Source organism: Paraburkholderia sp. IW21 (assembly GCF_041321145.1).
Lineage (GTDB): Bacteria > Pseudomonadota > Gammaproteobacteria > Burkholderiales > Burkholderiaceae > Paraburkholderia.
Genome location: NZ_JBGGWA010000011.1, coordinates 12,450 through 30,703 on the forward strand (window position 1 = coordinate 12,450; position 18,254 = coordinate 30,703).

Consider the following 18,254-nt stretch of genomic DNA (forward strand, 5'->3'; position numbering starts at 1 on the left):
ACAAACCTACAGCGAAATCTTGCCGACGCAGATGTCCTTGAACATCACCCAGTCGCCCATCAGGCTGTAGAGCGGATGCCGGAAGGTTGCCGGCCGGTTCTTCTCGAAGAAGAAATGCCCGACCCAGGCAAAGCCATATCCGCAGATCACGGCGGCCGGCAGCCATAGCCAGTCGCCGGTGGCGAGCGCCATGGCGAGACAGCCGATCACGCCGAGCGAACCCACGAAATGCAGCCGCCGCGATACCGTGTTGCGATGCTCGCTCAGATAGTACGGATAGAACTCCGCGAAGCTTGCGAAGTGATCGGTGTGCGCGGTTTGAGCCATCACGACCTCCGAATTTCGACGCTACTCGATTCCGTGCCTGTCGCTCCCAGGTTGCTTCGCCGCGCGCCGACATGCTTGACGCGTGCTCGAAACAGGACAGGCTTGACCCATTGTGCGGCTATCGGGCCATGCGCGCAACCTGGCCATTCGGCCGATGGCGCGCATGGGTTTGAGCGGCTATCGTGGCGACTCGCAGTGACTACTGAACGGCGTTTGTGGACGTCGAGGCGAAGCTGAACAGCGCGTCGAGGGTGGCATCGGGCTGCTCGGTCATCAGTGCGTGGCCGGCTTCGAGCGTGACCGTCTCAACCGGTACGCCGGCTTGCGCGAGTGCGTCGGCGAGCGCCCTAGCCGCGCGCGGCGGCGTCATCGCATCGCGCCGGCCGACCACCAGCCGCGTCGGGCAACGCACCTGAGCGGCGCGCGAGAGACCGTCCGCGTAGGTATTGCAGGCAGTGAAGTCGGTGTGAAACAGGTGCGGCTCGCCGCTCGCCGAGACACGCTCCATCAGTCGCTGGTTCATGCCGTGCAGCCAGAAGCCGGGGCCCGGGCACGATGGCTTGGCGGCAAGTGTCGAATGCGACCATTGATTGACCATGCCGATCGCGTCGGGCTCGCGATGCAGGGCGGCGTCCAGCAAGGCGTCGGAAACGGTCATGGGCACGGCGGTGGCGAGCAGGGCGAGGTGCGTCACGCGTTCCGGGTAGCGGCCGGCGAAGTCGAGCGCGATCAGCGAGCCCATGCTGTGGCCGGCCACGAACACGCGCTGTACGCCGGCGGCGTCGAGCAGGGCGGCCAGCCAGTCCGCCATCGCCGCCACGGTGGTGAGCGCCGGGCCGTCGCTGCGGCAATGTCCGGGCAGATCGACCGCCAGTACGCCAAAGCCGTGATGCGCGAAGTAACGCGTTTGCAATGCCCACACGCTATGGTCGTGCTCGGCGCCGTGGATGAACACGGCGGTCGGCAGGCTGGCGTCGAATGGTTTGCCGCCGGTGTAGGCGTAGGCGGATTTGCCTTGAACGGTGAGGATCATGCGGACTCCGGGCGGGGTTTGGCGGCATCGGCAGACGGGCCCGACGGGCTGCTGTGGGCAGGCGTAGCGGGTGAACTGGAGGGGCCGCTTTGGGCCGCGCTAGATGAACCGGACGGCCCGCTTCTGGGTGCGGTTGACCCGCGCGTTTTCTGCGCGGCTTTCAGCGCGCGCTTGAGGTCGTCGATCAGATCGTCGGGATCTTCAAGGCCGATCGACAGGCGGATCGTGCCTTCGGCGATGCCGGCTGCGGCGAGCGCGGCGGCGTCCATGCGAAAGTGCGTCGTCGATGCAGGATGGATCACCAGCGAGCGGGCGTCGCCGACGTTCGCGAGATGTGAGAACAGCGACAGCGCTTCGATGAAGCTGCGTCCGGCGGCGCGGTCGCCACGCAGGTTGAAGCTGAACACTGCGCCCGCGCCGCGCGGCAACAGACGCTTCGCGAGCGCATGGTCCGGATGCGTCGGCAGCTCAGGGTAGGCGACGGCTTCGACGGCAGCATGGCCGGCCAGGAATTCGACCACGCGGCGAGTATTCGCGACATGCCGTTCCATGCGCAGCGGCAGCGTCTCGATACCCTGCAGGAGTTGCCAGGCGGCCTGTGGATGCAAACACGCGCCGAAGTCGCGTAGGCCCTCACGCCGCGCGCGCAACAGGAACGGCGCGACGGTGCTTTCCTCGGTGAACACCATGCCGTGAAAGCCCTCGTAAGGCTCCGTGAATTCGGGGAAGCGGCCCGATGCGTCGAAATCGAACGTGCCGCCGTCCACAAGTACGCCGCCGATCGTAGTGCCGTGGCCGCCGAGGAATTTGGTCGCCGAGTGATAGACGAAGTCGGCGCCGTGCTCGAACGGCTTGAGCAGGTAGGGCGTGGTGAAAGTCGAGTCGACCAGCAGCGGCACGCGGTGCTCATGCGCGATCTGCGCCACCGCGGCGATATCGAGCACGTCGAGGCCGGGATTGCCGAGCGTCTCGCCGAACAGCAGACGCGTGTTTGGGCGCAGCGCGGCGCGCCACGCGTCGAGGTCGCCCGGCTTGACGAAGGTCGTCTCGATGCCGAAGCGCCGCAGCGTGTAGTGCAGCAGGCTGTGCGAGCCGCCATACAGTGCGCTGGAGGCGACGATATGGGCGCCTGCGCCCATCAGGGTGGCGATCGCCAGATGCAAGGCAGCCTGGCCGCTGGCCGTGCCGATCGCGCCCGCGCCATTTTCCAGCGCGGCAACGCGTTCCTCGAACACGGCCACGGTCGGATTCGAGATACGCGAATAGACGTGGCCGGCGCGCTCCATATTAAAGAGCGCCGCAGCGTGGTCAGAGTCGCGGAACGAAAACGAGGTAGTCTGGTAAATAGGGGTGGCGCGCGCGCCGGTGGTGGGGTCGGGCGCGGCGCCGGCGTGCAGCGCAAGCGTATCGAATCGGTTGGCGGACATCCTGGGCGGCAAGGCCACGAACGGCCTCGCGAAAGGTGAAAGTGGCAGCCATCCTATCACTGGCGTAAATCGCTTCAAGCGCGGTTTTCCCGATGCGCGCAGCCGGAATTGCGCCCGGGCGCGGCGTGCGAACGCCCGTTGCGCCTTGGTGGGCGGCCCGCTTTCCTTTTATGGGCCTTTCCGCTAGGATCGAAAGTCATTCAGGCGTTATCAGCTTAGCGGTATCACGGGAGACAGATCATGCGAGTCAGCGACATTCTTAAAGTCAAAGGCAACACCCTTTTCACGGTCACGCCGGATACCATGCTGCACGACGCCGTCAATACAATGGCCGAGCACGATATCGGCTCGCTGGTCGTGATGGAATACGGCGACCTCGTCGGCATGCTGACGTTTCGCGAAATTATTCTGACTTTGAGCAAGCACGGCGGCAGCCTCGGCACCTCCACGATCCGCAAGTTGATGGACGACCATCCCCTTACCTGCACGCCCGAAACGGACGTCAACGAAGTCCGCCGCATGATGCTCGAACACCACGTGCGCTATTTGCCGGTGATGGAAAGCCGCACGCTGATGGGCGTGATCTCGTTCTACGACGTCGCGAAAGCGGTGGTGGAAGAGCAGGGCTTCGAAAACCGCATGCTCAAGGCGTATATCCGCGACTGGCCGGAAGAACAGCAGGAACAGCATCCGGCGCGCTAACGCGCGGTGGCTCACCGCGGCGCTCGAACCGTTGCTGTGAGTCTGAATATGCGGTCAAGGCGCGCGCGAAAGCGTGCGCTTTTTTTGTGCCCCGCCCTTTCTACTTTGTTGCTCTCCTGGCCCGTTCTACGAACTTCATGAGCGATCGTCCGTTACCCGCCGCCCGTCGTGCCGCCCGTACTATCGAGGCGCGCGAATCCCAGTTCCGCCTGCTCGGGCAGCGCCGCTTCGCGCCGTTTTTCTGGACCCAGTTCCTCGGCGCGATGAACGACAACGTCTTCAAGATCGGCTTCACCTCGCTGGTGACGTATCAGGCGGCGCGCTTTTCCGGTGTCGATCCGAAAACGGCGGCGTTCCTGATCTCGGCGATCTTCATTCTGCCTTTCGTACTGCTGTCGGCCACCTCCGGCCAGATCGCCGACAAGTACGACAAGGCGATGCTCACGCGCTTCGTCAAGAGCTTCGAAATCGCCGTCATGCTGATCGGCGGCGCGGGCTTCTGGCTGCATAGCGCACCGCTGCTGTATCTGTGCACGTTTCTGATGGGCGTCCATTCCACTGTGTTCGGACCGGTCAAGTATTCGTACCTGCCGCAGCATCTGTCGAAATCGGAACTGGTCGGCGGCAACGGGATGGTCGAGATGGGCACCTTCGTCGCGATCCTGATCGGCACGATCGTGGGCGGCGCGGGCGCGGGTTTCGTCGAGCACGGCGCGGCGGTGCTGGCCTGCGCATGCGTCGCGATCGCGCTGGCAGGACGGCTCATGTCGAGCTTCGTGCCTGTCACGGCTGCGCCCCAGCCCGATTTGCGCATCAACTGGAATCCGTTCAGCGAAACGTGGCGCAACCTGAAGCTGGCGCGTGAGAACCGGACGGTGTTTCTGAGTCTGCTGGGGATTTCCTGGCTGTGGTTCGTCGGCGCGACCTTTCTGTCGTCGTTTTTCAGCTTCGCAAAAAATGTGCTGTCCGCCGACCCGGACGTCGTGACGGTGCTGCTCGGTACGTTCTCGATCGGCATCGGCTTCGGCTCGCTGCTCTGCGAAAAGCTCTCGAAGCGGCGCATCGAAATCGGCCTCGTGCCGCTTGGCTCGATCGGCATGAGCGTGTTCGCAATCGATCTGTTTTTCGCGAGCCACGCGCTGCCGGCCGTCGGGCATCTCCTGAGCGTCGGCGAATTCCTCGCGCGGGCCGCCCATTGGCGCGTGCTGGCCGATCTGTTCCTGCTGGCCATGTTCGGCGGCTTCTATAGCGTGCCGCTCTATGCGCTGATCCAGAGCCGCAGTCAGCCGAGCCACCGGGCGCGCATCATCGCCGCGAACAACATTCTCAATTCGCTGTTCATGATTGTCTCGGCGTTGATGGCGATGGGGTTGACCGCGGCGGGCTTCAGCATTCCGGCAATTTTCCTCGTCACCGCACTGCTGAATATCGTTGTCGCGACCTATATCTATTCGCTGGTGCCCGAGTTTTTGCTGCGGTTCATAGCCTGGGTGCTGGTGCATACGTTCTACCGGATTCGTCTGGTGCATGCCGAACGCCTTCCGGAAGAAGGCGCGGCCGTGCTGGTGTGCAACCACGTGAGCTTTGTCGACGCGATCGTCATCATGGCTGAGAGCCCGCGGCCGATCCGCTTCGTGATGGACCACCAGATCTTCAAGACGCCGTTCGCCGGCTGGGTGTTCCGGCAGGCGAAAGCGATTCCGATTGCGCCCGCCCATCAGGATCCGGAGCTGCTGACGCGCGCCTATGAGCGCTGCGCGCAGGCGCTTGCCGAGGGCGAACTGGTCTGCATCTTCCCGGAGGGCAAGCTCACGACGACCGGCGAGATGAATCCGTTCCGCCACGGCGTGATCGAGATCATCCGCCGCACGCCGGCGCCGGTGATACCGATCGCGCTGCGCGGACTGTGGGGCAGCGTGTTTTCGCGCGCCAACGACGCCCGCTGGCCGCGGCCGATCCAGAAGGGCGTGATGAGCCGGCTGACGCTCGCAGTGGGTGAGCCGATCGAGCCGGCTGAGGCGACGCCGGAGATGCTGCAGCAGATCGTCACGGAACTGCGCGGGGCGCGGAAGTAGAGCGGCGTTTCTGCTCGCCCAACGCACGGCCCCGTGCACGCCCACGACTTGTCCAGAAGGCATAGGCCGGCGCGCAACCCGGCCCTGGCTCCCTTGGGGCTGGCATAATGACGCCTTCCCCGCATTTCTTTGGACGACGCCCATGTCCGGCAACACGCTCGGTACGCTTTTCACTGTCACGACCTTCGGCGAATCGCACGGCCCCGCTATCGGCTGCGTGATCGACGGCTGCCCGCCGGGCATGGCGCTTGGCGAAGCGGACATCCAGCTCGAACTCGACCGCCGCAAACCCGGCACGTCGCGCCACGTCACGCAGCGTCAGGAAGAAGACAAGGTCGAGATTCTGTCGGGCGTGTTCGAAGGCCGGACCACCGGCGCGCCGATCGCGCTGCTGATCCGCAACACGGACCAGCGCAGCAAGGACTACGGCAACATCGCCGACACCTTCCGTCCGGGTCACGCCGACTACACCTACTGGCAGAAATACGGCATTCGCGACCATCGCGGCGGCGGCCGCTCGTCGGCCCGTCTGACGGCGCCGACGGTGGCGGCCGGCGCGGTCGCGAAGAAATGGCTGCGTGAAAAGTTCGGTACCGAGATCCGCGGTTATATGGCGGCGCTAGGCGAGATCGACGTGCCGTTCGTCGACTGGGCGCACGTGCGTGAGAACCCGTTCTTCGTGCCCAATGCGGACATCGTGCCGCAACTCGAAAGCTACATGGACGCATTGCGCAAGGACGGCGATTCGATCGGCGCGCGCATCAACGTCGTGGCTTCCGGTGTGCCGGTGGGGCTCGGCGAGCCGCTGTTCGACCGTCTCGATGCGGACATCGCGCACGCCATGATGGGCATCAACGCGGTGAAGGGCGTCGAGATCGGCGCGGGCTTCGCCAGCATCGCGCAACGCGGCTCGGTGCACGGGGATGAGCTGACCCCGGAGGGCTTCGTCGGCAATCACGCGGGCGGCGTGCTTGGCGGTATTTCTACCGGGCAAGACATCACGGTATCGATCGCGATCAAGCCGACCTCGAGCATCCGCACGCCGCGCCGCTCGATCGACAAGGCAGGGCAGCCGGCAATCGTCGAAACGTTCGGGCGTCATGACCCGTGCGTCGGTATCCGTGCCACGCCGATCGCCGAATCGATGCTCGCGCTGGTGTTGATCGACCACGCGCTGCGCCACCGTGCGCAATGCGGCGACGTCGCCGTGAGCACGCCGAAGATCGCGTCGAGCGCACCGTAAAGGGCGCTCTTTGAGCGCCTTCTTATCCGCACTACGCGCGCAGCATCGTCTCAATGATCGATCCGAACATCGAGCCAGCAGATAGCCAACTCGCCGGCCTGCGTGCGCGTGCCGCCGCGCCGCAAGCCGGCGCGGCCGACTGCCTCGCATTCGGACAAACGCTCCTGCAACACGCCGGTCGCGACAAAGCCCGCCAACGCGAAGCGCTTGCCGCGTTGGTGCGCGCCTACCAGCTCGATCCCGCCTGCGAACCTACACTGCTTAACACGATGGCGCAGACGGCGTTCATCGTGCGCGATTGGGTGCTAGTCGACTCCGCCACTACGCTGCTTCTCGAACAGAATGCCGACGACGCGAACGCCTTGGTCTGGCGTGCGGCCGCCGTGCAACAGCGCGACGACTTCGACACGGCAGAGCGGCTGCTGCGCGAAGCGGTGCGCGTCGTGCCCGGCAATCCGGTGGCGCTCCACAAGCTCGCGTTGTGCATCAAGGAGCAGGCGCGTTTTGCCGAAGCGGAAGCGTTGCTCAGGCAGGTGCTGGTGTTGTCGCCGAATAACGCGCACGCGCTCTTCGATCTTTCGGAACTTGAAATTCGCACCGGACGTTTCGCCGAAGGTTGGGCGCACTACGAATCACGCGTCGCGTTCGGCGACGATCTGAATAGCGCCCAGCATGCGCTCGCCGCAATCAGCGCGCATTGGCAGGGTGAATCGCTGGCAGGCAAAACGCTGATCGTGTATGGCGAACAAGGCAACGGCGACTGCCTGTGGGCGGTGCGCTTCCTGCCACTGCTGGCCGAGCAGGCGAGGCGCGAGGGTGGCCGGGTGATTTTCGGTCACGATGGACCGTTGCGGCATTTGTTCGAACGGATGCTGCCTGCCGACTTGCCGCTCGAAACAAGCCTCGAGACGCAGCCTGATTTCCATTGCGGATTGATGAGCTTGCCGCTGCGGCTTGGCGTCTTCGATGCAACGGGGTGGGGGGCGCCGTATCTGAGCGCCGAGCCCGCGCGTGTGCAGGCGTGGCGCGAGCGAGTAGAAGCGCACACAGCCGGCAAACCGGGCAATCGCAAAGTTGGTTTGGTGTGGAACGGAAATCCTGACCACATCCGCGACCTGCGGCGGTCGGTGCCCGTCGAACTACTCGAGCCGCTGTTGAGCGTGCCCGGCGTGACCTATTTTGCGTTGTCGCCGGGGCGGAGCGAAACGGTAGCGCTGTGGCGGGCTAACGGTCTCGACGTTGTCGATTTAACCCACCATTTTCGGTCCGGATTCGACGATGTCGCTGCGTTGCTGTCGAATCTCGATCTGATCGTCACGATTGATAGCGGGCCCGCGCATTTGGCGGGGGCGCTCGGCGTGCCGACGTGTCTGATGATCGATCATGTGTCGGCATGGTTTTGGGGTGATGAAGCGCAAACTACGGCTTGGTACGATTCTATCGAGCTGTTTCGACAGCCTGGCGTCGGCGCGTGGGCGCCGGTGCTGGCTAAAGTGCGAGAGCGGATCGAAACGATGCGGAGTGTTTGAGGTTTTTTAGCGCGTTGGCATTGGCATTGGGGGTACGCCTTCGTCCATTGCCTCTTCCTTCATCTTTTGCCTGCCCGGCGCATTTTTGTCTGCGTGCCGCACGCGGATAGACAAAGAAGCGCCGCGCACGGCAAACAAAAAACCAGTCACATATTCGGATAGTTGGGACCGCCACCACCCTCTGGCGTCACCCAAACGATGTTCTGGGTCGGGTCCTTGATATCGCACGTCTTGCAGTGGACGCAATTCTGCGCGTTGATCACCAGCCTCTCGCTGCCATCAGCGTTCTTGACGAACTCATAAACCGCGGCCGGGCAATAACGCGCTTCCGGACCGGCATACGTCTGCCAGTTCACATTCACCGGCACCGAAGGATCTTTCAGCGTCAGGTGAGCCGGCTGGTTCTCTTCATGATTGGTGTTGGAAATGAACACCGACGACAGGCGATCAAATGTCAGCTTCCCATCCGGCTTCGGATAAACAATCGGCTGGCACTGCGATGCGGGCTTGAGCATTTCATGATCGGAGTGCTGATGATGCAGCGTCCAGGGCACGTTGCCACCCAGCAGCTTCTGCTCGACGCCGACCATCAACGTCCCGAGGTACAGGCCCTTGCTCATCCACTGCTTGAAATTGCGCGCACGATGCAACTCGGTGTGCAGCCACGAAGTCTTGAACGACTCCGGATACGCCGTCAGCTCATCCGCCTGACGGCCCGCCTGCACGGCATCGAATGCCGCATCGGCAGCCAGCATGCCGGTCTTGATCGCCGCGTGCGAACCTTTGATCCGCGACGCGTTCAGGAAGCCCGCGTCGTCGCCCACCAGCGCGCCACCCGGGAACACAAGCTTCGGCAACGACATCAGGCCGCCCGCGGTAATCGCCCGCGCGCCATACGACACGCGCTTGCCGCCGTCCAGAAACGCGCGGATCGCGGGGTGCGTCTTGTAGCGCTGGAACTCCTCGAACGGCGACAGGTACGGGTTGGTGTAGCCAAGGCCGACCACGAAGCCCACCACCACCTGGTTGTTATCCATGTGATAGAGGAACGAGCCGCCGTACGTGTCGCTCTGCAGAGGCCAGCCGGCCGTATGCATCACCAGACCCGGCTTGTGCTTGCCCGGATCGATTTCCCACAGTTCCTTGATGCCGATGCCGTAGACCTGCGGATCGACGCCTTCGCGTAGTTTGAACCTGTCGTTCAGTTGACGGCCCAGATGCCCACGCGCGCCTTCGCAGAACAACGTGTACTTGGCGTGCAACTCCATGCCGAGCTGGAAGTTTTCGGTCGGCTCGCCATCCTTGCCGATGCCCAGGTTGCCGGTGGCAACACCTTTGACCGAGCCGTCGTCGTTGTAGAGGATTTCAGCGGCCGGAAAGCCCGGGAAAATCTCGACACCCGCGGCTTCCGCCTGCTGACCGAGCCAGCGCGTCACGTTCGCGAGGCTGATCACGTAGTTGCCGTGGTTCTTGAAGTTGTCCGGCAGCGCCCAGGTCGGCACGCTCTTCGAACCGGTTTCGGTCAGGAACAGGAAGCGGTCTTCGGTCACGTCGACCGTCAGCGGCGCGCCTTTTTCCTTCCAGTCGGGGATCAGCTCGGTGATGGCGCGTGGATCCATCACCGCGCCCGACAGGATATGCGCCCCGATCTCCGAGCCTTTTTCCAGTACGCACACGCCAAGCTCGACGCCTTTTTCCGCCGCCAGCTGCTTCAGGCGGATCGCCGCGGACAGGCCAGCCGGGCCGCCGCCGACGATCACCACGTCGTATTCCATCGACTCGCGCGGGCCGTACTGCTCAATGAGACTTGCGGGGGTCATTGATGCTCCTCTTACCGTTAGAATGCTTTTTCGGGATCGTATTGTGGGCGATCGATTCCCGCACTGCAACCAAATGAACAGAGATTAGCACGATCGTTCTATTTATGTGATACGGTATGACCCGCAGCGACGGTCTTACCGTACCCGTCAACCGCATCTGTAACACCAACCGAACAAGGAACGACAATGGGCCGTTCGATCAATCTGGAAGGCAAGGTCGCGCTGATCACTGGCGCCTCGAGCGGGTTGGGGAAGCGCTTTGCTCAAGTGTTGTCGCAGGCGGGCGCCAAGGTCGTGCTGGCAAGCCGTCGCACCGAGCGTCTGAAGGAATTGCGCGCCGAAATCGAAGCCTCCGGCGGCGCGGCGCACGTCGTTTCGCTCGACGTTACGGATTATCAGAGCATCAAGTCAGCCGTCGCCCACGCGGAAACCGAGGCGGGCACGATCGACATACTGGTGAACAATTCGGGCGTGTCGACCACGCAGAAGCTTTCGGAGGTCACGCCGGCCGACTTCGAATATGTGTTCGATACGAACACGCGCGGCGCGTTCTTCGTCGCCCAGGAGGTCGCCAAACGCATGATCATGCGCGGCAATGGCGCGCAGAAGCCGTCGTACCGGATCATCAATATCGCGTCGGTGGCGGGCTTGCGCGTCCTGCCGCAGATCGGCCTGTATTCGATGAGCAAGGCGGCCGTCGTCCATATGACGAAAGCCATGGCGCTGGAGTGGGGCAGGCACGGCATCAACGTGAACGCGATCTGCCCGGGCTATATCGATACCGAGATCAACCATCATCACTGGTCGACCGAGCAGGGACAGAAACTGGTATCGATGTTGCCGCGTCATCGCGTCGGCAAACCGGAGGACCTGGACGGACTGCTGCTCCTGCTGGCGGCGGACGAATCGCAGTTTATCAACGGTTCGGTGATCGCCGCCGACGATGGGTTCGGGCTCGCCTGAACGCGGCCTGGCGCTGTCGTTGGACTGCTTTGTGCGATTTTGCGGCGCATTGGATGAGTACGGCGTCGAATTGCCTCTAGATCGAAGAAACTGTTTTACGCGCAGCGGGCTTCTGCCGAGGGAAGGCCCGCGTTATCTTGGCTGTCATTTCTGCGCTGACCCGCGCACCGGCTTCAACCTCGTTTAACCCTTCAAACCCGTAAAAGAAGTACATGAGCGATTTCCACGCCGTTTTTGAGATGTCGATGCCGATCCGCTGGGGCGACATGGACGCATTTGGCCATGTGAACAACACGGTCTATTTCCGTTACATGGAGCAGGTGCGGATTTCCTGGTTCGAACAGCTCGGCATTGTTGCGGGCGGCAACGGCGAGGGGCACGGGCCCGTGATCGTCAATGCGTCGATGGAGTTTCTCAAGCAGTTGCACTATCCCGGCGATGTAATCGGCCGGATGACCGTGGCCACGCCCGGCCGCAGCAGCTTTGACACGGGGTTCGAACTCGTGCGTGCCGACGATCCGAATACCGTCTATGCCCGTGGCGCTGCCCGCTGCGTGTGGATTGACTACGCAGCCGGCAAGTCGGTGCCGGTTCCCGATCTGCTTCGCGCGACGATCGAGCGCGCCGCGCTGGTCAAGGCGGCGTAAGCGCCAAACCCGCGGCGCGAGCCGCCGCCTTGGCGTGGCAGACCCATTGCGGACCGCTTCAGGGCCGCGTCTCAATGCCCGAGCAAACGCTGCAACAGCTCGGTCGCATTCCCCGTATCGTATTTGCGCATCAACCGCGCGCGGTAGACATCGACCGTGCGCGGGCTGATCTCCAGCGCTCGGCCGATCTGCTTACTGGTTTTTCCCGTCACCAGCTGCGCGGCGATTTCCCGCTCGCGCGGCGTCAACTCGACCGCGACGCGCCGTGTCGCGCTCAAATCCTCGAAGGTCCACACGCCGGCCGCATGCGCGTCGGCGCGTTGCTGCGCGCGGCCGGTGACGTGGCACCAGAACAATTCTCCGTTCGCCCGTTTCATGATGCGGTCGTCCGCGTAACTGCCCTGCGCGGTCATGATTGGCGGAATCCGCGCGCCGATCCGCTCGAATTCGTCCGTCGACGGATACAGCACCTGAAACGATTGACCGAGCAGCGCCTCGCGCGGGCAGCCGAAGATCGACGCCAGCTGGTCGTTGCAGTCTTCGATGATTCGTTCGCGCGACAGCACGAGTCCGATCGGGGCGAGGTGAAAAGCGGTTTGGTAATCCAGTGCGGGCATGGCTGGCGGCAAGTACTTATGTATTTTTGCGTATTGTGCCGTATGGCTCGCCCAGCGTACTCTTTCAGGCACATCACAACGCGGCGAAGCGTTCGCAGCGGGCATTGACGCAAAGCAGGGCAACCTGAGCGCACGGCCCGCCGCGGATGACTAGAATGACGTGTCGGGCCTCGCCCGCTTAACGTCATACCAGCTGCAACGATCCGGTTTCGGGTTTCCATAAAGGAAGGGACATACTGATGAACAAGGTCTATCCAGGCGCCGCCGAGGCGCTGAAAGACATCGTCAAGGACGGGCAGACGTTTGCCGTCGGCGGCTTCGGGCTGTGCGGCATTCCGGAGGCGCTGATCGCGGCGCTGCGCGATTCGAAGGTGCAGGGCCTCACCTGCATCAGCAACAACGCGGGCGTCGACGGTTTCGGCCTCGGTCTGCTGCTCGAAACGCGCCAGGTCAAGAAGATGATTTCGTCGTATGTGGGCGAGAACAAGGAGTTCGAGCGCCAGTTTCTGGCCGGCGAACTCGAGCTGGAATTCACGCCGCAAGGCACGCTGGCCGAGAAGCTGCGCGCCGGCGGCTCGGGCATTCCGGCGTTCTTCACGAACACCGGCTACGGCACGCTGATCGCAGAAGGCAAGGAAACCCGCCAGTTCGGCGAGAACCACTACGTGCTCGAACATTCGCTGACGGCCGACGTCGCGCTCGTCAAAGCATGGAAAGCCGACAAATCGGGCAACCTGATCTACCGCCGCACCGCGCGCAACTTCAATCCGATGTGCGCGATGGCCGGCAAGATCACGGTCGTGGAAGTGGAAGAAATTGTCGAAGTGGGCGAACTCGATCCCGACGCAATCCACACGCCGGGCATTTTCGTGCAGCGCATTGTGCTCAATGCGCATCCGGAAAAACGCATCGAACAACGCGTCGTTCGCGCGAAAGGAAACTGATCATGGCATGGACTCGTGACGAAATGGCCGCGCGCGCGGCGAAGGAATTGCAGGACGGTTTCTATGTGAACCTCGGTATCGGCTTGCCGACGCTGGTGGCCAACCACGTACCGGCGGGCGTCGAAGTGTGGTTGCAGTCGGAAAACGGTCTGCTCGGCATCGGCCCCTCGCCGACCGAAGAAGAAGTGGATGCCGATCTGATCAACGCCGGCAAGCAGACGGTGACCACGCTGCCGGGTTCGTCGATTTTCTCGTCGGCGGATTCGTTCGCGATGATTCGCGGCGGCCACATCAATCTGGCGATCCTTGGCGCGATGCAGATCAGCAAGAAGGGCGATCTCGCCAACTGGATGATCCCGGGCAAGATGATCAAGGGTATGGGCGGCGCGATGGATCTGGTCGCGGGCGTCAAGCGCGTGGTCGTGCTGATGGAGCACGTCGCCAAGGGCGACCAGCACAAGATCCTCGAAGAATGCACGTTGCCGCTCACGGGCGTGGGCGTGGTCGATCAGATCATCACCGACCTCGGCGTGATCGAAGTAACGGAAGACGGTCTGAAGGTGACTGAGCTTGCGCCGGGCGTCAGCGTCGAGGAAATCAAGGCGAAGACGGGCGCGCCGCTCGATGTGAGCGCGGTGAGCTGAATGAGCTTGTGAGCTTGTGAGCCGGCCGCGGTCCGGATGTAAGTGACCGGTGGGCGGGCGACAGGGCGTGGTGCAGGGCGGGCGAGGCGTGAGTCTCGCCCGCTTTGTTTTGTGCGGCGGGCGTTTGTGGCGAGTGTTTGTGATGGTTCGTCCTAGCGGTCCTAGGCCGTTTGGCCGATCCTTGCCACGCGGCAAAGCGGTTTACAATCGTTTGAAGATTGGACGCTTATTGATCCCTGCCATGCCCAGGCCGAATCCGCAGTGCTTTTGCAAGGAACCCAGATGACCGCAACGTCCGCTTTCCCCGCCGGGCAGCCCGCGCCGCGCCAGCGTTATGTGCAGTGCGCGAGCGCCGGTGGCTTGCACCGCATTGCCTACACCGAGTGGGGCGACCCGGCCAATCCGCGCGTGCTCCTGTGCGTGCACGGCTTGACGCGCTCCGGGCGGGATTTCGACCGGCTCGCTGCGGAATTCGCCGGCACGTACCGCGTGGTGTGTCCGGATGTGGCGGGGCGGGGCTTGTCATCGTGGCTCGCCAACCCCAACTTCTATAGCGTGCCGCAATATGTCGCCGACATGGTCACGCTGATCGCGCGCCTGAACGTCGAGACGGTCGACTGGTTCGGCACGTCGATGGGCGGCCTGATCGGGCTCGCCCTGGCCGGCCTGCGGGACACGCCGATCCGCAAGATGCTGCTGAACGATGTAGGTCCGCATCTTGAGCCGGTAGCGGTGCAGCGCATCGGCGATTATCTCGGCAGGCCAGTGCGTTTCGAAACGCTGCAACAGGGCATCGATTACGCCGCGTTGCTCGCACAGACTTTTGGTCCGCTCACGCCGGAGGAATGGCGAGAGATCAACACGCCGCTCCTGCGCGAGCAGGATGGCGCATGGTTGCTTCGCTACGACCCGCGCATTGCAGAGCCGTTTGCCGCGACCACCGAGGAGGCGGCAAAACTCGGCGAGGCTGCGCTGTGGCATTCGCTGGCTGCATTTCAGGGGCCGGTACTGGTGGTGCGCGGCGAGCAATCAGATCTGCTCTCGCGCGAAACCGTCGCGAAGATGGTGGAGACCGGGCGCGCCGTATCGAGCGCGGAGATCGCGGGCGTCGGGCATGCGCCGGCGTTTCTGTCGGCCGATCAGATCGACATTGCGAGGCAGTTCTTTATCGGCTCAGCGGCCGACGCGTCATAATATGCAGTTCTGCGCGGTGTCCTTGACCGGGCGCAATGCGGAACGCATCTTCGATCAATTTTCAACCAACCTCAGGATTCTTTATGGCAGTCATTCGTCATCACGTCGGCAAGCGCCTCTCGGAAATCGCCGTGCACAACGGCACCGTGTACCTCGCGGGCCAGATCGCCGAAGACGCGGATCAGGACATCACGGGGCAGACGCGCGAAGTGCTCGGCCACATCGACCGTCTGCTGGGTGAAGCGAACAGCGACAAGTCGCATTTGCTGTCCGTGCAGATATTCATTTCGGACATGGTGCATTTTGCCGGCATGAACGCAGTGTGGGACGAGTGGGTCGCACCGGGCGCCACGCCGCCGCGCGCTACCGTCGAAGCGAAGCTCGCGAACCCGAAGTGCCTCGTCGAAGTCGTCGTGGTCGCGGCGCAGCGCAGCTAAGCCTGGCCTTGCAGTTCTCGCAGTTGTTGTTGGAATTCCGTTGATCCGTATGGCCTGGTGGGCCGTCGCACCATGACTACCGAAATCGTTACGAGCACCCCGACACCTATCCCTTCTTTCGACGAAGCGATGGCGTTCGTGCGCGAACATGCCGGCGAGGTGCGGCTCTCCTCGGGCGAGTTGCTGGCGGATCATGCGGCGGGTACGGCGTCGATCATGCGCACGCTCAACGTCGATCCGCCCGCTGTGCTGGCGGCGGCCTTATTTGCGCTGACACCGCATCTGCAAGACCCGGAGCGCGTGATCGCCGACAACTTCGGCGAAGAAGTCGCGCAACTGGTCGGCGACGTGCGCAAGTTGCTGCGCCTTGGCACGGTGAGTCTGCGCGCCGCCCAGAATGCGATGCCCGAAGCCGGGCGTGATGCTCAGGCGGCGCGCCGCTCGCAGGTCGAGGCGTTGCGCAAGATGTTGCTTGCTTTTGCGCAAGACATTCGCGTGGTGCTGATCCGGCTCGCGTCGCGATTGCAATCGCTGCGCTATTACGCGGCGGCGAAAGTCACGCCCTCGCCTGATGTCGCGCGGGAGACGCTCGATATTTATGCGCCGCTCGCCAATCGTCTGGGCATCTGGCAACTGAAGTGGGAGCTCGAGGATCTCGCGTTCCGCTTCGAAGAGCCGGTCACTTACAAGCGCATTGCCAGGCTGCTCGACGAGAAGCGCGTCGAGCGCGAGAGCTATGTTGCGGAGGCGATCGAGCGCCTGCAGCAGGAACTGGCTGCGGCGCATGTGCAAGCCGAAGTCAGCGGCCGGCCGAAACATATCTACAGCATCTGGCGCAAGATGCGCGGCAAGGAACTGGATTTTGCCGAACTGTACGACGTGAGAGCGTTTCGCGTGATCGTGCCGGACATCAAGGATTGCTACACCGTGCTCGGCATCGTGCACAACCTGTGGCAGCCGGTGCCGAAGGAGTTCGACGACTACATCTCGCGGCCGAAGCCGAACGGCTACAAATCGCTGCACACTGTCGTGATCGGCGACGACGGCCGTGCGTTCGAAGTGCAGATTCGCACGCAGGAGATGCATCAGTTCGCCGAGTACGGCGTGGCGGCGCACTGGCGCTATAAGGAAGCGGGCACGCGGGGCTACGGCGGTCAGTTCAGCGCCAATGAGAAGTACGACGAGAAGATTGCGTGGTTGCGTCAGCTGCTCGCGTGGAAAGACGAAGTGTCCGAAGGCGATCACGGCGAGAAACGCGCCGCTCAGCCGTGGGAGCAACTGCGCCAGGCCACGCTCGACGACGACCACATCTACGTGCTGACGCCGCAAGCGCGCGTGATTCCGTTGCCGCACGGCGCGACGCCGGTGGATTTCGCGTATCACCTGCATAGCGAACTGGGGCATCGCTGCCGCGGCGCGCGAGTCGACGGTGCGATGGTGCCGCTCAACACGCCGTTGCAAAACGGACAGACGGTCGAGATCGTCGCAGTGAAAGAGGGCGGTCCGTCGCGTGACTGGCTCAATCCGCAACTTGGGTATCTGCAGAGCCATCGGGCACGGCAGAAAGTGCGCGCGTGGTTTAACGCGGTCGAAGTGCAGGAGCACATCGCGAGCGGCCGTGCGATGGTCGAAAAGACCTTGCAGCGCGAGGGCAAGACATCCGTCAATCTCGATCAGCTCGCGGCGAAACTGGGCTTCAAGACCACCGACGATCTGTTCTCGGTGGTCGGCAAAGAAGAGTTCAGTCTTCGGCTCGTCGAGCAGGCGCTCCACGATGCGCCGCCGCCCGAGCCGGTAGTCGAAGCGCCTGAGCAGTTCGAGAAGCGCAGCAGCGGCGCGAGCGTTGCGCGCGGGGCTTCCACGGGTGTGCTGGTGGTCGGCGTCGACGCCTTGCTCACGCAACTTGCGCGCTGCTGCCGGCCCGCACCGCCTGACGACATCTGCGGGTTTGTCACGCGGGGCAAGGGCATGTCGATCCACCGCAGCGATTGCCCGACTTTCCTGCGCATGGCCGATCGTGCGCCGGAGCGTGTCTTGCAAACCGCGTGGTCGGCGGATGTGATGAGCGGCCGCGGCCAGTCCGTCTATCCCGTCGATCTCACCATCGACGCAACGGATCGGCAAGGCTTGCTGCGCGATATTTCCGAAGTGTTCGCGCGCGAGAAGATGAATGTGATCGGCGTGAAAACGCAGACGCGTCGTAACGCCGCATTCATGCAATTTACTGTCGAGGTGTCGAGCGCCGCGCAAATTCAGCGCGCGTGTGCGTTGCTCGGTGAAGTAACGGGCGTGGTGCGCGCTTCACGCAAGAGCTGATGCGCGGGCGAGGCGGCAAGTGCCAGTGGGCATCCGTTGATGCGCTCGAGTGTGTGCATGGAAATTTAAAGTCGGTACATAAAAGTACTTGCCAAGCGGTGTGGGGCTCCATATAATCTCGTTTCTTCAGGCTCGTAGCTCAGCTGGTTAGAGCACCACCTTGACATGGTGGGGGTCGTTGGTTCGAGTCCAATCGAGCCTACCAACGAAAGAGAAATTCCGGTTTTACCGGGGTTTCGCAAACTGCAGTAAGCGCCTCGGCGCAAAAGGCAAATACGGTTATGGCACCGCGAACGTTGACCGAAACTACTTCGGAGCGACGCTAGTCGAGGACCA

General features: G+C 63.1%; 16 protein-coding genes and 1 tRNA gene. 12 read left to right on the forward strand and 5 right to left on the reverse strand.

The genetic code is table 11. The features are described from left to right. Positions 1 to 6 precede the first annotated feature (6 nt). From ACAX43_RS24050 to ACAX43_RS24060, 3 genes are all read right to left on the reverse strand, one after another. Positions 7 to 327: an Mpo1-like protein gene (locus ACAX43_RS24050; RefSeq protein WP_012433756.1), complete on the reverse strand. Its 321-nt coding sequence runs from the start codon at positions 325 to 327 to the stop codon at positions 7 to 9. Positions 328 to 526: 199 nt separating this feature from the next. Next, positions 527 to 1,360, reverse strand: a complete 834-nt coding sequence (locus ACAX43_RS24055; RefSeq protein WP_370710912.1) for an alpha/beta fold hydrolase — start codon at positions 1,358 to 1,360, stop codon at positions 527 to 529. Further along, entirely contained in the window at positions 1,357 to 2,787 is a 1,431-nt protein-coding gene (locus tag ACAX43_RS24060; RefSeq protein WP_370710913.1) for an O-acetylhomoserine aminocarboxypropyltransferase, read from the reverse strand. The genes ACAX43_RS24055 and ACAX43_RS24060 overlap by 4 nt, the downstream gene beginning before the upstream one ends. A 240-nt stretch (positions 2,788 to 3,027) precedes the next feature. On the opposite strand from ACAX43_RS24060, the gene ACAX43_RS24065 reads away from it, so the two are divergent. From ACAX43_RS24065 to ACAX43_RS24080, 4 genes are all read left to right on the forward strand, one after another. Beyond that, a complete protein-coding gene (locus ACAX43_RS24065; RefSeq protein WP_370710914.1) occupies positions 3,028 to 3,489 on the forward strand; it encodes a CBS domain-containing protein in 462 nt (153 codons plus the stop codon). A 137-nt stretch (positions 3,490 to 3,626) separates the two neighbouring features. Continuing rightward, entirely contained in the window at positions 3,627 to 5,564 is a 1,938-nt protein-coding gene (locus tag ACAX43_RS24070; RefSeq protein ID WP_370710915.1) for an MFS transporter, read from the forward strand. Positions 5,565 to 5,706: 142 nt separating this feature from the next. After that, a complete protein-coding gene (aroC, locus tag ACAX43_RS24075) occupies positions 5,707 to 6,807 on the forward strand; it encodes a chorismate synthase (RefSeq protein ID WP_370710916.1) in 1,101 nt (366 codons plus the stop codon). A gap of 53 nt (positions 6,808 to 6,860) precedes the next feature. After that, positions 6,861 to 8,336: a tetratricopeptide repeat protein gene (locus ACAX43_RS24080; RefSeq protein WP_370710917.1), complete on the forward strand. Its 1,476-nt coding sequence runs from the start codon at positions 6,861 to 6,863 to the stop codon at positions 8,334 to 8,336. Positions 8,337 to 8,482: 146 nt separating this feature from the next. Here the strand turns inward: ACAX43_RS24080 and ACAX43_RS24085 are convergent, their stop codons facing one another. After that, positions 8,483 to 10,156, reverse strand: a complete 1,674-nt coding sequence (locus ACAX43_RS24085; protein WP_370710918.1) for an electron transfer flavoprotein-ubiquinone oxidoreductase — start codon at positions 10,154 to 10,156, stop codon at positions 8,483 to 8,485. A 186-nt stretch (positions 10,157 to 10,342) separates the two neighbouring features. Here ACAX43_RS24085 and ACAX43_RS24090 point away from each other — a divergent pair, with 186 nt between their 5' ends. Both ACAX43_RS24090 and ACAX43_RS24095 read left to right on the forward strand, forming a co-directional pair. Next, on the forward strand, positions 10,343 to 11,119 hold the full coding sequence (locus ACAX43_RS24090) for an SDR family oxidoreductase (RefSeq protein ID WP_370710919.1): 777 nt from the start codon (positions 10,343 to 10,345) through the stop codon (positions 11,117 to 11,119). A gap of 212 nt (positions 11,120 to 11,331) precedes the next feature. Next, positions 11,332 to 11,766: an acyl-CoA thioesterase gene (locus ACAX43_RS24095; RefSeq protein ID WP_370710920.1), complete on the forward strand. Its 435-nt coding sequence runs from the start codon at positions 11,332 to 11,334 to the stop codon at positions 11,764 to 11,766. 71 nt (positions 11,767 to 11,837) lie between these two features. Here the strand turns inward: ACAX43_RS24095 and ACAX43_RS24100 are convergent, their stop codons facing one another. Continuing rightward, positions 11,838 to 12,383: a LuxR C-terminal-related transcriptional regulator gene (locus tag ACAX43_RS24100; RefSeq protein ID WP_370710921.1), complete on the reverse strand. Its 546-nt coding sequence runs from the start codon at positions 12,381 to 12,383 to the stop codon at positions 11,838 to 11,840. Between the two features lie 239 nt (positions 12,384 to 12,622). On the opposite strand from ACAX43_RS24100, the gene ACAX43_RS24105 reads away from it, so the two are divergent. The 6 genes from ACAX43_RS24105 (at position 12,623) to ACAX43_RS24130 (ending at position 18,123) form a co-directional block, all read left to right on the forward strand. Beyond that, the gene (locus ACAX43_RS24105; RefSeq protein WP_370710922.1) at positions 12,623 to 13,327 is read left to right on the forward strand and encodes a CoA transferase subunit A; all 705 of its coding nucleotides are present in this window, start codon (positions 12,623 to 12,625) and stop codon (positions 13,325 to 13,327) included. A gap of 2 nt (positions 13,328 to 13,329) precedes the next feature. Continuing rightward, entirely contained in the window at positions 13,330 to 13,971 is a 642-nt protein-coding gene (locus tag ACAX43_RS24110) for a CoA transferase subunit B (RefSeq protein ID WP_325044238.1), read from the forward strand. A gap of 282 nt (positions 13,972 to 14,253) precedes the next feature. Then, positions 14,254 to 15,165, forward strand: a complete 912-nt coding sequence (locus tag ACAX43_RS24115; RefSeq protein WP_370710923.1) for an alpha/beta fold hydrolase — start codon at positions 14,254 to 14,256, stop codon at positions 15,163 to 15,165. Between the two features lie 83 nt (positions 15,166 to 15,248). Beyond that, positions 15,249 to 15,602 (forward strand): RidA family protein, encoded by a 354-nt coding sequence (locus tag ACAX43_RS24120; RefSeq protein WP_370710924.1) that lies wholly within the window; start codon positions 15,249 to 15,251, stop codon positions 15,600 to 15,602. A 72-nt stretch (positions 15,603 to 15,674) separates the two neighbouring features. After that, positions 15,675 to 17,918 (forward strand): bifunctional (p)ppGpp synthetase/guanosine-3',5'-bis(diphosphate) 3'-pyrophosphohydrolase, encoded by a 2,244-nt coding sequence (locus ACAX43_RS24125; RefSeq protein ID WP_370710925.1) that lies wholly within the window; start codon positions 15,675 to 15,677, stop codon positions 17,916 to 17,918. Between the two features lie 128 nt (positions 17,919 to 18,046). Next, positions 18,047 to 18,123, forward strand: a tRNA-Val gene (locus tag ACAX43_RS24130). The last annotated feature ends 131 nt before the right edge of the window (positions 18,124 to 18,254 follow it).